12 protein-coding genes are annotated in these 14,083 nt (G+C 52.6%); 6 read left to right on the top strand and 6 right to left on the bottom strand.

What is annotated here, in order from left to right:
• Positions 1–10: 10 nt before the first annotated feature.
• From SK54_RS18480 to SK54_RS18450, 6 genes are all read right to left on the bottom strand, one after another.
• Entirely contained in the window at positions 11–337 is a 327-nt protein-coding gene (locus SK54_RS18480) for a cytochrome o ubiquinol oxidase subunit IV (protein WP_006809888.1), read from the bottom strand.
• Positions 337–951 carry a cytochrome o ubiquinol oxidase subunit III gene (locus SK54_RS18475; protein WP_048247753.1) on the bottom strand — a complete coding sequence of 205 codons (615 nt, stop codon included), beginning with the start codon at positions 949–951 and terminating at the stop codon, positions 337–339. Before SK54_RS18475 ends, SK54_RS18480 begins: the two co-directional genes overlap by 1 nt.
• Positions 941–2,932 carry a cytochrome o ubiquinol oxidase subunit I gene (gene cyoB / locus SK54_RS18470; RefSeq protein ID WP_017383189.1) on the bottom strand — a complete coding sequence of 664 codons (1,992 nt, stop codon included), beginning with the start codon at positions 2,930–2,932 and terminating at the stop codon, positions 941–943. Before cyoB ends, SK54_RS18475 begins: the two co-directional genes overlap by 11 nt.
• A gap of 16 nt (positions 2,933–2,948) precedes the next feature.
• Positions 2,949–3,896, bottom strand: coding sequence for a cytochrome o ubiquinol oxidase subunit II (cyoA, locus tag SK54_RS18465; RefSeq protein WP_006809886.1), 948 nt, complete (start codon positions 3,894–3,896; stop codon positions 2,949–2,951).
• Positions 3,897–4,374: 478 nt separating this feature from the next.
• Positions 4,375–5,850 (bottom strand): muropeptide MFS transporter AmpG, encoded by a 1,476-nt coding sequence (gene ampG, locus SK54_RS18455; RefSeq protein WP_017383190.1) that lies wholly within the window; start codon positions 5,848–5,850, stop codon positions 4,375–4,377.
• A 45-nt stretch (positions 5,851–5,895) separates the two neighbouring features.
• The gene (locus SK54_RS18450; protein ID WP_003859052.1) at positions 5,896–6,474 is read right to left on the bottom strand and encodes a lipoprotein; all 579 of its coding nucleotides are present in this window, start codon (positions 6,472–6,474) and stop codon (positions 5,896–5,898) included.
• A 303-nt stretch (positions 6,475–6,777) separates the two neighbouring features.
• Here SK54_RS18450 and bolA point away from each other — a divergent pair, with 303 nt between their 5' ends.
• The 6 genes from bolA (at position 6,778) to hupB (ending at position 14,034) form a co-directional block, all read left to right on the top strand.
• Complete coding sequence (bolA, locus tag SK54_RS18445) at positions 6,778–7,095, top strand: transcriptional regulator BolA (RefSeq protein ID WP_003859051.1); 318 nt, start codon at positions 6,778–6,780, stop codon at positions 7,093–7,095.
• 331 nt (positions 7,096–7,426) lie between these two features.
• On the top strand, positions 7,427–8,725 hold the full coding sequence (gene tig, locus SK54_RS18440) for a trigger factor (RefSeq protein WP_015571277.1): 1,299 nt from the start codon (positions 7,427–7,429) through the stop codon (positions 8,723–8,725).
• Positions 8,726–8,985: 260 nt separating this feature from the next.
• The gene (gene clpP / locus SK54_RS18435) at positions 8,986–9,609 is read left to right on the top strand and encodes an ATP-dependent Clp endopeptidase proteolytic subunit ClpP (protein WP_006809880.1); all 624 of its coding nucleotides are present in this window, start codon (positions 8,986–8,988) and stop codon (positions 9,607–9,609) included.
• A gap of 128 nt (positions 9,610–9,737) precedes the next feature.
• Positions 9,738–11,012 carry an ATP-dependent protease ATP-binding subunit ClpX gene (gene clpX, locus SK54_RS18430; protein WP_015571275.1) on the top strand — a complete coding sequence of 425 codons (1,275 nt, stop codon included), beginning with the start codon at positions 9,738–9,740 and terminating at the stop codon, positions 11,010–11,012.
• A gap of 184 nt (positions 11,013–11,196) precedes the next feature.
• Complete coding sequence (gene lon / locus SK54_RS18425; RefSeq protein ID WP_014882775.1) at positions 11,197–13,551, top strand: endopeptidase La; 2,355 nt, start codon at positions 11,197–11,199, stop codon at positions 13,549–13,551.
• A 210-nt stretch (positions 13,552–13,761) separates the two neighbouring features.
• The gene (gene hupB, locus SK54_RS18420) at positions 13,762–14,034 is read left to right on the top strand and encodes a nucleoid-associated protein HU-beta (protein WP_002444653.1); all 273 of its coding nucleotides are present in this window, start codon (positions 13,762–13,764) and stop codon (positions 14,032–14,034) included.
• Positions 14,035–14,083: the final 49 nt, after the last annotated feature.

The following is a 14,083-nucleotide window of genomic DNA, read 5'->3' as shown; positions in this document are numbered from 1 at the left end:
CTCGCCGCTCTTAGTGAACCATCATGTTGTAGTTAAGGTTCCACATAATCCAGATGGAACCGACTACCAGGATAGCGATGATAATCACGGTAAAGATAAAGGCCGTCATGTTCCAGCCTTCATCGGACTTGGTGTTCATGTGCAGGAAGCAAACCAGATGCACCAGAATCTGAATCACCGCGGTCACCAGGATTGCGCCCAGGATAACCGGCTTAGATGCAGAACCGTTCATCACCATCCAGAACGGGATCACCGTCAGAATGATCGACAGGATGAAGCCTGTCATGTAGGTTTTTACGCTGCCGTGGGAAGCGCCATGATCGTTAGAATGACTCATTACATCGCCCCCATCAGATAGACAACAGAGAACACACAGATCCATACCACGTCCAGGAAGTGCCAGAACAGGCTCAGGCACATAATACGGGTACGGTTAGTACTGGTCAGGCCGCGACGGGAGATCTGGAACATCAGCACCGCCATCCAGATCAGACCCGAGGTCACGTGCAGACCGTGGGTGCCTACCAGAGCGAAGAACGCTGACAGGAAGCCGCTACGATCCGGGCCGAAACCTTCCATGATCAGGTGATGGAATTCATAGATTTCCATCCCGATAAAGCCAGCACCAAACAGCCAGGTCAACGCCAGCCAGGAGACAGCCTGGCTCTTGTTGTTTTTGTACATGGCGATAGCCGCCATGCCGTAGGTGATGGAGCTGAATAACAGCAGTGCGGTTTCAACCAGAACGAACGGCAGTTCAAAGATGTCCTTACCGGTCGGGCCGCCCGCTGTGCCGTTCACCAGAACGGCATAGGTTGCGAACAGACAGCAGAACAGGATGCAGTCGCTCATCAGGTAGATCCAGAAACCGAAGACTTTCGTCGGTCCTGTATCATGGTGCGCATGTTCATGCGCGTGGGCAGTTGAGTGCGCCAGAGTATCAGTTGCCATTTTTCAGCCCCGCTTTAGAAATCTCGTCAAAATGCTGGTTTTCCAGCTTTTCAACTTCACGGACTGGTACGTAGTAGTCCACGTCCTCGTCAAAGCTCTTCACAATCCAGCTGATTACGATGCCAGCGAAGCCAACAATCGCCATCCACCAGATGTGCCAGATCATTGCGAAACCAAATACCGTTGCGAAAGCGGCAATAACCATGCCCGCGGCGCTGTTTTTCGGCATATGGATCTCTTCGTAATGCTCAGGTTGCTTGTACGCTTCACCTTTTTCTTTCATTTCCCAGAATGCATCACGCTCGTGAATGTGCGGCACTACGGCAAAGTTATAGAACGGAGGCGGAGAAGAGGTCGCCCACTCCAGCGTACGGCCACCCCACGGGTCACCGGTCAGGTCGCGGTTCAGGTTACGGTCACGGATAGACACGTAGTACTGAATCAGCTGGCACAGAATACCGCAGGCAATCAGCGCTGCGCCGCCCGCTGCAACCATCAGCATTGGGTGGAACTGCGGATCGATCTGCTGGCTCAGACGACGGGTCATCCCCATGAAGCCCAGCACGTACAGCGGCATAAACGCCACGAAGAAGCCGATGATCCAGAACCAGAACGCGCGTTTACCCCATTTTTCGTTCAGGGTGAAACCGAACGCTTTTGGCCACCAGTAGGTCACACCAGCGAAGCAGCCGAAGACCACGCCACCGATGATAACGTTATGGAAGTGCGCAATCAGGAACAGACTGTTGTGCAGAACGAAGTCAGCACCTGGTACCGCCAGCAGTACGCCGGTCATCCCACCTACGGAGAAGGTCACGATGAAGCCGATGGTCCACAGCATAGCTGAGTGGAACACGATACGACCCTGGTACATGGTGAACAGCCAGTTGAAGATCTTAACCCCGGTCGGGATCGCGATAATCATGGTGGTAATACCGAAGAAGGCGTTTACGTTGGCACCCGCACCCATGGTGAAGAAGTGGTGCAGCCAGACGATGAACGACAGGACGGTAATACATACGGTTGCCCACACCAGAGAGGTGTAACCAAACAGGCGTTTGCGCGAGAAGGTTGCCGCGATTTCGGAGAACACACCGAACACCGGCAGAACCAGGATGTATACTTCCGGGTGACCCCAGGCCCAAATCAGGTTGATGTACATCATCATGTTGCCACCCATATCATTCGTGAAGAAATGGGTACCCAGATAGCGATCCAGGGTCAGCAGCGCGATGGTGACGGTCAGAATTGGGAACGACGCGATAATCAGGACGTTGGCGCACAGAGATGCCCAGGTAAATACTGGCATCTTGAACATCGTCATACCTGGTGCACGCATCTTCAGGATGGTCACGAAGAAGTTAATACCGGTCAGGGTGGTACCGACACCGGAGAGCTGAAGCGCCCAAATCCAGTAGTCAACGCCCACGCCCGGACTGTACTCAATTCCCGACAGCGGCGGGTAGGCCAGCCAGCCAGTCTGAGCAAATTCGCCCACACCCAGTGACAGGTTAACCAGGATAACGCCGACAACCGTGAACCAGAAGCTCAGGTTGTTCAGGAACGGGAACGCAACGTCGCGCGCGCCGATTTGCAGCGGAACGACCACGTTCATCAGACCGATTACCAGCGGCATCGCCACGAAGAAGATCATGATAACGCCGTGGGCGGTAAAGATCTGATCGTAGTGGTGCGGTGGCAGGAAGCCGGCTTCGCCCGCAGACGCAAGCGCCTGCTGGCTACGCATCATGATTGCATCCGCAAAGCCACGAATTAACATGACGATACCGACGATGCAGTACATGATACCGAGTTTTTTGTGGTCAACCGAAGTCAGCCACTCATTCCACAGGTAGCTCCACTTACCGAAGTAAGTGATCAGGCCAACTAAGGCCGCGCCACCAATGATAATTGCAGCCACCGTAACCATAATAATCGGTTCATGGTAGGGCACTGCATCCAGTGTCAATTTTCCGAACATTTTCTTCCTCGGCCCCTTAGTGAGCGGTTTCCGCGTGGCTCATGTCCATGCCTTCCATACCCTGGTGCGTGTTGTGCTCGCCTTCAGGCTGGGTCATGTCCATGCTCATGCCGTGATCCATAAATTTGCCAATAACGTCTTTGAACAGATTCGGTTTCACGTTAGAGAAGTACTCCACCTTGTTGTATTCGCTAGGTGCAGCCACTTTTTCGAACGCCGCCATGTCAGACATGGTGTTTGGAGACTGCTTCGCTTTTGCAACCCACTGGTCGAAAGTCGCGCGGTCTGGCGTAGCGATAGCTTTGAACTTCATACCCGAGAAGCCCGGGCCACTATAGCTGGCGGAGATACCGTCGTAGGTGCCTGCTTCATTCGCGATCAGGTGCAGGTTAGTCTGCATACCGGCCATCGCGTAAATCTGGCTGCCCAGACGTGGGATGAAGAAGGAGTTCATTACGGAGTTGGAGGTCACTTTGAACTGAACCGGAGTGTTCGCCGGGAAGGCGATTTCATTCACGGTAGCAATGCCCTGTTCTGGATAGATGAAGAACCATTTCCAGTCCATGGAGACCACTTCAATGGTAATAGGTTTTTCATCGTGAACCAGCGGTTTGCTCGGCTCAAGTGCGTGAGTGGTTTTCCAGGTCAGTACAGCAAGGAACAGGATGATCAGAATAGGTACCGTCCAGACCACAGCTTCCACTTTATTGGAGTGTGACCAGTTAGGGCTATACTTCGCATCTTTATTGCTCGCACGATACTTCCAGGCGAAACCAACAGCCATCAAGATGGCAGGAATAACCACAATCAACATCAGGCCAAAAGCCGTCAGTATCAATGAACGTTGTTCCAGTCCAATCTGTCCTTTGGGGTCTAGTAGTGCAGAATCGCAGCCACTGAGTAATACAGTGCCTGCGAATAATGACAACCATCCCAAACTTTTATTGTATTTCCTGAGTCTCATTTAACGACCTCAATTCCACGGGAGTCTGGTGGCGTTTAAAGTGTGGGGGCATTTTACGGGAAGGTTACATTACTGTAAACATCATTAGCCCTGTGTCAGGAAGGTGTTACCGGGTTCTGCCGCACATGTCACAAGTGTTGCAAATTATGTCGCGTTTTCCGGGGGAAGCCGCACGGAGCGGGCGTTATAACGAAAGGGTGCCCCAGCATACCGCAAAAGGGACAATTGGTATAACCATTGTGAAAAATACACAAATAATTAACAATTAATTATCAATAAAAAGACAACTAAAAAACGAAAATTCAATCTTTCGAATGCTGAATCGTTTAACGGAAAATAGCGTAGCGAAATAAGCTCCAATAATTTCCGAATGCTATCCCGCACAAAACAACAAATATTTTTTTTGCCGATGGCGGTTATTTCGCCGTTATAATTTCGTGTCGTTATTACAACGGGAAATAACCTTTCGCTTTTTACTTCATGTCATCTGCGTTTTCCGCAATGACATGAAATCCAGCATCCCACCGGTCAGGATACCCACGATGGCGAGTAACACCCCTGCATCAAGCAGCTGGGTTTCAAACGGAAGCGACAAGGTGGTCGTCGCATTCAAGATGAGTACCGCGAGCCACACTACCAGCGCAAGACAACCAGCCATCAGCAGACGCAGGGCAAACCGATAGGCAGCCTGATATTCCGTGCGCGGCATGAAGTGTTCCGTCCGCTGGGTATATTCCAGCGTCTGGCGACAGACCAGCAGCAATAAAATCCCCGGCACCGCCGCCACCACCGAGAAGAGATAAAACGTCGGCCAGCCGTGAGCTTCAACAAACCAGCCCGCGACGGGGCCAACGTATACGCGCCCGACGGCAGAAAGGGCAGACAGTAGCGCAAATTGGGTGGCGGAAAATGACTTATTGCACAGCGTCATCAGCAGGGCGACAAATGCCGCAGTGCCCATACCGCCACACAGGTTTTCAAAGAATACCGCCGTCGCCATGCTGATCATATGCTTGTCGGTGATCGACAGCAGCCAGTAACCGGCATTCGATGCGCCCTGAAGGATGCCGAAGATCAGCAGAGCGCGGAACAGCGTCAGGCGCTGCATCAATACACCGCCGTACAGCGCGCCGACGATCGTGGCAAACAGTCCCAGGGTTTTGTTCACCACGCCGACTTCGCCCGCATCAAACCCGACGCCGCGGATCAGGAAGGTGGTGGTCAGACTCATGGCGAAAGCGTCGCCAAGCTTATAAAGGACAATCAGCAGCAGGATCAGCCAGGCATTATTGCGACCAAAGAAGTCGCGGAGCGGTGCGGCGACGGCCTGCTCCAGCGAGCGGGGGACCGGAATCACATCGCTCGGTTCAGGCGCGAATAGCGTGGCAATAATGCAGGGGATCAGCAGAGCGGCCATCAGCCAGTACATTCCCTGCCAGCCGAGATAGCGGTCGGCAAGCCAGAGGGCCAGCCCGCCGGAAACCAGCATACCCAGGCGGTAGCCAAGCACGCTGATTGCCGCACCGGCGCCACGCTCTTCCGCTGGCAGGACGTCCGTCTTCCAGGCGTCAAAAACAATGTCCTGCGAAGCGGAGCAGAAGGCGATCACCACCGCAAGCGCGGCCATCCAGCGCAGCTGTGTTGACGGCTCAAGGAAACCCATTGCGGCAATGGCCAGCAACAGCAGCACCTGCGTCATCACTAACCAGCCGCGACGGCGCCCGAGGAACGGTGGGGTATAGCGATCCATCACCGGCGACCACAGGAACTTAAAGACGTAAGCCTGGCCGACGAGCGAGAAGAAACCAATGGTTTTAAGATCGATGTTCTCAACCGTCATCCACGCCTGTAACGTGCCGGAGGTGAGCGCAAGGGGTAAACCGGAGGCGAAACCAAGGATCAGCAGAATAGCTGATTTCGGTTGCTGGAAAATACGTAAGTAGTGACTGGACATGTTCTTATGAACTGACCCGGTGAAGCACCGGGTCAGTCAGCAGGATTAACGGGCGTTCTGCTTGATGAAGTCGTGAATGCTGGTGTCCTGTGCCATGTCGGCAATGGTGTCAGTCAGCACACTGTTAACCGCGTCAGCGATATTTTTGTTGGAGGCCTGGAATGCGCCTTCAACGGAATAGCTTGCACGGTAGTTTTTGTTCATTTTATTGCCGTTCTTCGCGGTAGCAATGATGGCGATATCGGCTTTGGTCGCAATGTTGTAGCGAACGTTACCCTGGGAGACGTCAGCGTACAGGTTGTTCACGATGATTTGCAGATCAACCGCGCCGCTTGGGCCAATCATGTATCCACGGGAGGTCATCTGTTTTTCCAGCACTTCCTGCAACAGGAAGCGCAGGTCGCGGGAGGCGGTCAGCGTGACCTGCTGGTTGTCGCGAGTCACTTTCGCCAGCGCCTGGTCCTGACGCTGATCGGCGCCATTAATGCTGACTGTGACGCCCATCAGGCTTGGATCCTGCTGAGGCAGGGTAATTTTTGGTGAAACGTCAATGGTCGTCGGCGGAGTCGCGCAGCCGGCGAGCATAAAGAGTGCTACCAACGGAAAGAAGAGTTTTTTTAACATTTTCGGGTTCTCAACGAATCGTAAGCAAAGAGAGAAAAATTGCCGCCATCATAACATCGCTAACGGCCAGGGGAAGTGGTCAACGCATGTAAATTCATCGCCTTGTCCGAAAACTGACCACCTTTCCGCTTTTCTCTGCCTGTAAGTGACAAAACGTATGAACCTCATAGTGAACTTCATTCGTTTGGATGAGAAAATCAGACGAAAGCTAAATATTTGTTGTCAAGGTGTAATGGAACCGGTAAAAGCGGCTAATATTTAAAGGGATGGGTGACACCTTAGCGTTGTCGGAGGAGTGATTTCATGATGATACGTGAACAGATAGAAGAAAAATTAAGGGCAGCGTTCAACCCTGTGTTTCTCGAAGTTGTCGACGAAAGCTATCGTCATAACGTGCCGGCAGGTTCTGAAAGCCACTTTAAAGTGGTTCTGGTCAGCGATCGCTTCACGGGAGAACGTTTCCTGAACCGACACCGCTTGATCTACAGCACCTTGACGGAAGAACTCTCCACAACCGTACATGCGCTGGCGCTGCATACCTACACCATTAAGGAATGGGAAGGGCTACAGGATACGGTATTCGCATCACCGCCTTGTCGGGGTGCAGGCACCATCGCGTGATAAATCGGATTTGCAACCGCCGGAGTTTTTCCAGTATGTTGCTTACAGATTTCGTCAAAACGGCCTTTGGGCCGTTTTGTTTTGTCTGAGTTTTGAGCGGATGGCGCGTTTTTAAGGCTAAAAATAGCCTTAAAGTGTGAAAAAAGCCGCAGCAACATGCTCCAACCGTTCTCGACTCACCTAAGTGATGCCGCTATAATGCCGCGTCTTATTGAATGTCTTCGGGATGATTCTGGCGACAGGGAATGTGAATCTGCACATAAGAGAGCATCCCGGTATAACAGACAGATTCAGAGTTGACCGAGCACTGTGATTTTTTTGAGGTAACAAGATGCAAGTTTCAGTTGAAACCACTCAAGGCCTTGGCCGCCGTGTAACGATTACTATCGCTGCTGACAGCATCGAAACTGCTGTGAAAAGCGAGCTGGTCAACGTAGCAAAAAAAGTACGTATTGACGGCTTCCGCAAGGGCAAAGTACCAATGAATGTTGTTGCTCAGCGTTATGGCGCTTCCGTGCGTCAGGATGTGCTGGGTGAACTGATGAGCCGCAACTTTATCGACGCGATCATCAAAGAAAAAATCAATCCAGCCGGCGCGCCGAACTACGTTCCAGGTGAATACAAGCAGGGCGAAGACTTCACCTACTCCGTAGAGTTCGAAGTGTACCCGGAAGTTGAGCTGAAAGGTCTGGAATCTATCGAAGTTGAAAAACCGATCGTTTCCGTGACTGACGAAGACGTTGACGGCATGCTGGATACCCTGCGCAAGCAGCAGGCGAACTGGAAAGAGAAAGAAGGCGCTGTTGACGCGGAAGACCGCGTAACCATCGACTTCACCGGTTCTGTAGACGGCGAAGAGTTCGAAGGCGGTAAAGCGTCTGACTTCGTACTGGCGATGGGCCAGGGTCGTATGATCCCAGGCTTCGAAGACGGTATCAAAGGCCACAAAGCGGGCGAAGAGTTCACCATTGACGTGACCTTCCCTGAAGAATACCACGCTGAAAACCTGAAAGGTAAAGCAGCGAAGTTCGTTATCAACCTGAAGAAAGTGGAAGAGCGCGAACTGCCAGAACTGACTGAAGAATTCATCAAGCGTTTCGGCGTGGAAGATGGTTCTGTTGCGGGCCTGCGTACCGAAGTGCGTAAAAACATGGAGCGCGAGCTGAACGGCGCTGTACGTAACCGCGTGAAGTCTCAGGCGATTGAAGGTCTGGTGAAAGCGAACGACATCGACGTTCCTGCTGCCCTGATCGACAGCGAAATCGACGTTCTGCGCCGTCAGGCTGCACAGCGCTTCGGTGGCAACCAGCAGCAAGCGATGGAACTGCCACGCGAGCTGTTCGAAGAGCAAGCGAAACGTCGCGTTGTTGTCGGCCTGCTGCTGGGCGAAGTGATTCGTACCCACGAGCTGAAAGCTGACGAAGAGCGTGTGAAAGGCCTGATCGAAGAGATGGCTTCTGCATACGAAGACCCATCAGAAGTGATCGAGTTCTACGGTAAGAACAAAGAGCTGATGGACAACATGCGCAACGTCGCACTGGAAGAGCAGGCTGTTGAAGCGGTACTGGCGAAAGCGAAAGTGACCGAAAAAGAGACCTCTTTCACCGAACTGATGAACCAGCAGGCGTAATTTCGCCCCGACGGTTTAAAGTTTGAACAAAAAACCCGTTGCCCTCCGGCGACGGGTTTTTTTTATCACAGCTTTAGTCCTGGAAGGGTGCTAAAACGCCCTTTCAGTGTTAGCGTTACAACAAAACGTTGTTATGCTTGAAATAGGGCATGACGACCCCCATTAGTATGTAATCACGATGATTGAGACTGGCTGATAATCCGTCCATAAGGTTACAATCAGTACAGCAGGTGTTTTCAATTTTGAACCAGGAGACGGAAATGTCATACAGTGGCGAACGAGATAACTTTGCACCCCATATGGCGCTGGTGCCAATGGTTATTGAACAGACCTCACGCGGTGAGCGTTCTTTCGATATCTATTCCCGTCTGCTCAAGGAACGCGTTATCTTTCTGACCGGCCAGGTGGAAGACCATATGGCTAACCTGATCGTGGCGCAGATGCTGTTCCTGGAAGCGGAAAACCCGGAAAAAGACATTTACCTGTACATCAACTCGCCAGGCGGTGTGATTACGGCGGGCATGTCAATTTATGACACCATGCAATTCATCAAGCCGGATGTCAGCACCATCTGTATGGGGCAGGCGGCGTCCATGGGTGCTTTCCTGTTAACCGCAGGGGCGAAAGGTAAGCGTTTCTGCCTGCCTAACTCCCGCGTGATGATTCACCAGCCGCTGGGTGGTTACCAGGGCCAGGCGACGGATATTGAAATCCACGCCCGAGAAATTCTGAAAGTAAAAGCGCGCATGAATGAACTTATGGCGCAGCATACGGGTCAACCTCTCGAGCAGATCGAGCGCGATACCGAGCGCGATCGCTTCCTCTCTGCACCAGAGGCAGTTGAGTACGGCTTAGTCGACTCCATTTTGACCCATCGTAATTGATGCCCGCGACGCGAGTGTGCCGCTATACTAAGGTAGGGCGGCACGTTGCCTGTAAGCAGCTTGCGTCTGAGAATGGCATTTGCGTCGTCATGTGCGGCACATAGAACTTAAAAAAGAGGTTTGGACTCATGACAGATAAACGCAAAGATGGTTCGGGCAAACTGCTGTACTGCTCTTTTTGCGGCAAAAGCCAGCATGAAGTGCGTAAACTGATTGCCGGGCCGTCCGTGTATATCTGCGACGAATGCGTCGATTTATGTAACGACATCATTCGCGAAGAGATTAAAGAAGTCGCGCCGCACCGTGAGCGCAGCGCGTTACCAACGCCACATGAGATTCGCCACCACCTGGACGACTATGTCATTGGTCAGGAGCAGGCGAAAAAAGTGCTGGCGGTGGCGGTATACAACCACTACAAACGTCTGCGTAACGGCGATACCAGCAATGGCGTAGAGCTGGGCAAAAGTAACATTCTGCTGATCGGGCCTACGGGTTCTGGTAAAACCCTGCTGGCGGAAACGCTGGCGCGCCTGCTGGATGTTCCGTTCACCATGGCGGATGCCACCACCCTGACCGAAGCCGGTTATGTGGGTGAAGACGTTGAAAATATTATCCAGAAGCTGCTCCAGAAGTGCGATTACGACGTACAGAAAGCCCAGCGCGGGATCGTCTATATCGATGAGATCGACAAAATCTCCCGTAAATCAGACAACCCGTCGATCACCCGTGACGTCTCGGGCGAGGGCGTGCAGCAGGCGCTGCTGAAGCTGATCGAAGGTACGGTTGCGGCTGTTCCACCGCAGGGTGGGCGTAAACATCCGCAGCAGGAATTCTTGCAGGTTGATACCTCCAAGATCCTGTTTATCTGTGGTGGTGCGTTTGCAGGCCTGGATAAAGTGATCTCTCACCGTGTGGAAACCGGCTCCGGCATTGGTTTTGGCGCAACGGTGAAAGCCACGTCTGAAAAACCAAACGAAGGCCAGCTGCTGGCGCAGGTTGAACCGGAAGATCTGATCAAATTCGGTTTGATTCCGGAATTTATCGGCCGTCTGCCGGTTGTGGCGACCCTGAACGAACTGAGCGAAGACGCGCTGATTCAGATCCTGAAAGAGCCGAAAAACGCGCTGACCAAGCAGTATCAGGCGCTGTTTAATCTGGAAGGCGTTGAGCTGGAATTCCGTGACGAAGCACTGGACGCGATTGCCAAGAAAGCGATGGCGCGTAAAACCGGTGCCCGTGGCCTGCGTTCTATCGTAGAAGCAGCATTGCTCGACACGATGTACGATCTTCCTTCTATGGAAGACGTTGAAAAAGTCGTGATCGACGAGTCCGTCATTGGTGGCCAGTCCAAGCCGTTACTGATTTACGGTAAACCGGAAGCGCAGCAGGCATCTGGCGAATAATTCACCATTTCATACAATCAGTTAATCAAAAAGGGGGGATTTTATCTCCCCTTTACTTTTTCCGTATTCATGGCGTTGAATGTATGGGAAACATCCCCATATACTGGATTACATGTTAATGGTTGTGTGAAGCACAGTTACATGACCAGTTTACCTGGCGGACACTAAACTAAGAGAGAGCTCTATGAATCCTGAGCGTTCTGAACGCATTGAAATCCCCGTATTGCCGTTGCGCGATGTGGTGGTTTATCCGCACATGGTCATACCCTTATTTGTAGGGCGGGAAAAATCTATCCGTTGCCTCGAAGCCGCCATGGATCATGATAAAAAAATCATGTTGGTCGCGCAGAAGGAAGCATCAACGGATGAGCCGGGTGTAAACGATCTTTTCACCGTCGGGACCGTGGCCTCTATTTTGCAGATGCTGAAGCTGCCAGACGGCACCGTGAAGGTGCTGGTGGAAGGCTTACAGCGTGCGCGTATTACCACTCTGTCAGACGATGGCGAGCACTTCTCTGCGAAGGCGGAGTACCTTGATTCACCGGAACTTGATGAGCGCGAACAGGAAGTGCTGGTACGCACCGCGATCAGCCAGTTCGAAGGCTACATCAAGCTGAATAAGAAAATCCCACCTGAAGTGCTGACGTCGCTGAACAGCATCGACGATCCTGCACGTCTGGCGGATACCATCGCTGCCCATATGCCGCTGAAGCTTGCTGACAAACAGTCCGTGCTGGAAATGTCCGACGTTAACGAACGTCTGGAATACCTGATGGCGATGATGGAGTCTGAGATCGATCTGCTCCAGGTTGAGAAGCGCATTCGCAACCGCGTCAAAAAGCAGATGGAAAAATCGCAGCGTGAGTACTATCTGAACGAGCAAATGAAAGCCATTCAGAAAGAGCTCGGCGAGATGGACGATGCGCCGGATGAAAACGAAGCGCTGAAGCGTAAGATCGACGCGGCGAAGATGCCGAAAGAGGCGAAAGAGAAAGCCGAAGCTGAGTTGCAGAAGCTGAAAATGATGTCTCCGATGTCGGCAGAGGCGACCGTCGTGCGCGGCTATATTGAGTGGATGGTGCAGGTTCCGTGGAATGCCCGCAGCAAGGTCAAAAAAGACCTGCGTCAGGCGCAGGAAATCCTCGATACCGACCACTACGGCCTGGAACGCGTGAAAGACCGCATTCTTGAGTACCTCGCGGTACAGAGCCGTGTGAACAAAATCAAAGGCCCAATCCTGTGCCTGGTAGGGCCTCCAGGCGTGGGTAAAACCTCTCTGGGCCAGTCCATCGCCAAAGCGACCGGACGTAAGTATATCCGTATGGCGCTGGGCGGCGTACGCGATGAAGCGGAAATCCGCGGCCATCGTCGCACCTATATCGGTTCCATGCCGGGCAAGCTGATCCAGAAGATGGCGAAAGTGGGGGTTAAAAACCCGCTGTTCCTGCTCGATGAGATCGACAAAATGTCTTCGGACATGCGTGGCGATCCGGCGTCGGCGCTGCTGGAAGTGCTTGATCCAGAACAGAACGTGGCGTTCAGCGATCACTACCTGGAAGTGGACTACGACCTGAGCGATGTGATGTTCGTGGCGACCTCCAACTCCATGAACATTCCGGCCCCGCTGCTGGACCGTATGGAAGTGATCCGTCTCTCCGGTTATACCGAAGATGAGAAGCTGAACATTGCTAAGCAGCACCTGCTGCCGAAACAGATTGAGCGTAACGCGCTGAAAGCCAACGAGCTGACCGTCGAGGACAGCGCGATTATCGGCATCATTCGCTATTACACCCGTGAAGCGGGCGTTCGTAGCCTCGAGCGTGAGATCTCTAAGCTGTGCCGTAAGGCGGTGAAACAGCTGCTGCTGGATAAGAGCCTGAAGCACATTGTGATTAACGGCGACAATCTGCATGCTTACCTTGGCGTTCAGCGCTTCGACTACGGTCGTGCGGACAACGAAAACCGCGTTGGTCAGGTGACCGGTCTGGCATGGACGGAAGTGGGCGGCGATCTGCTGACCATCGAAACCGCCTGTGTCCCGGGCAAAGGCAAGCTGACCTACACCGGTTCACTGGGTGAAGTGATGCAGGAGTCCATCCAGGCGGCGCTGACCGTGGTGCGCGCGCGCGCGGAAAAACTGGGTATCAACCCGGATTTCTACGAAAAACGCGACATTCACGTTCACGTTCCGGAAGGGGCGACGCCGAAAGATGGCCCAAGCGCGGGTATTGCCATGTGTACGGCGCTGGTTTCCTGCCTGACAGGGAACCCGGTTCGTGCTGATGTGGCCATGACCGGTGAAATTACGCTGCGTGGTCAGGTACTGCCTATCGGCGGGTTAAAAGAAAAACTGCTGGCGGCACACCGCGGTGGGATCAAAACCGTATTGATCCCTTACGAAAATAAACGCGATCTGGAAGAGATTCCGGACAACGTTATTGCCGATTTGCAGATCCATCCGGTGAAACGCATTGAGGAAGTTCTGACTCTCGCACTGCAAAATGAACCGTCCGGAATGCAGGTTGTAACCGCAAAATAGTGACCTCGCGCAAAGAGCGCCAATAAAAACAAGGCTGGTAAGTCATTTCGTACTTGCCAGCCTTTTTTTGTATAGCTAATTTAGATTGCTGATTGGGTTAGCCATCAACAACGGGTGTTGTAAGGTCATAGCAGGACTGATATAACTGCTGCGCGGTCGCGCTGTGAAGGATTCAGGTGCGATATAAATTATAAAGAGAGGAAGAGAACAGTGAATAAATCTCAACTGATTGACAAAATTGCTGCGGGTGCTGATATTTCTAAAGCTGCAGCGGGACGTGCTTTAGATGCTTTAATTGCTTCTGTTACTGAATCTCTGCAAGCTGGGGACGACGTTGCACTGGTAGGCTTCGGTACTTTTGCGGTTAAAGAGCGTGCAGCCCGTACTGGCCGCAACCCTCAGACCGGTAAAGAGATCACCATTGCTGCCGCTAAAGTGCCGGGTTTCCGTGCAGGTAAAGCGCTGAAAGACGCAGTAAACTGATTGCTTTCCCGCTCCAGGGAAGCTGAAAAGTACAAGGGCGCATCGTTTG

The sequence above is a fragment of the Enterobacter sp. MGH120 genome, from assembly GCF_001037725.1.
Taxonomy (GTDB): domain Bacteria; phylum Pseudomonadota; class Gammaproteobacteria; order Enterobacterales; family Enterobacteriaceae; genus Enterobacter; species Enterobacter hormaechei_C.
The sequence above is the reverse complement of the archived record's forward strand: the minus strand, read 5'-3'. Positions and strand labels throughout refer to the sequence as shown.

Bases quoted from the DNA above. Each gene is read 5' to 3' on its own strand.
- SK54_RS18480 (WP_006809888.1), bottom strand. From the start codon at position 337: ATGAGTCATTCTAACGATCATGGCGCTTCCCACGGCAGCGTAAAAACC.
- SK54_RS18475 (WP_048247753.1), bottom strand. From the start codon at position 951: ATGGCAACTGATACTCTGGCGCACTCAACTGCCCACGCGCATGAACAT.
- cyoB (WP_017383189.1), bottom strand. From the start codon at position 2,932: ATGTTCGGAAAATTGACACTGGATGCAGTGCCCTACCATGAACCGATT.
- cyoA (WP_006809886.1), bottom strand. From the start codon at position 3,896: ATGAGACTCAGGAAATACAATAAAAGTTTGGGATGGTTGTCATTATTC.
- ampG (WP_017383190.1), bottom strand. From the start codon at position 5,850: ATGTCCAGTCACTACTTACGTATTTTCCAGCAACCGAAATCAGCTATT.
- SK54_RS18450 (WP_003859052.1), bottom strand. From the start codon at position 6,474: ATGTTAAAAAAACTCTTCTTTCCGTTGGTAGCACTCTTTATGCTCGCC.
- bolA (WP_003859051.1), top strand. From the start codon at position 6,778: ATGATGATACGTGAACAGATAGAAGAAAAATTAAGGGCAGCGTTCAAC.
- tig (WP_015571277.1), top strand. From the start codon at position 7,427: ATGCAAGTTTCAGTTGAAACCACTCAAGGCCTTGGCCGCCGTGTAACG.
- clpP (WP_006809880.1), top strand. From the start codon at position 8,986: ATGTCATACAGTGGCGAACGAGATAACTTTGCACCCCATATGGCGCTG.
- clpX (WP_015571275.1), top strand. From the start codon at position 9,738: ATGACAGATAAACGCAAAGATGGTTCGGGCAAACTGCTGTACTGCTCT.
- lon (WP_014882775.1), top strand. From the start codon at position 11,197: ATGAATCCTGAGCGTTCTGAACGCATTGAAATCCCCGTATTGCCGTTG.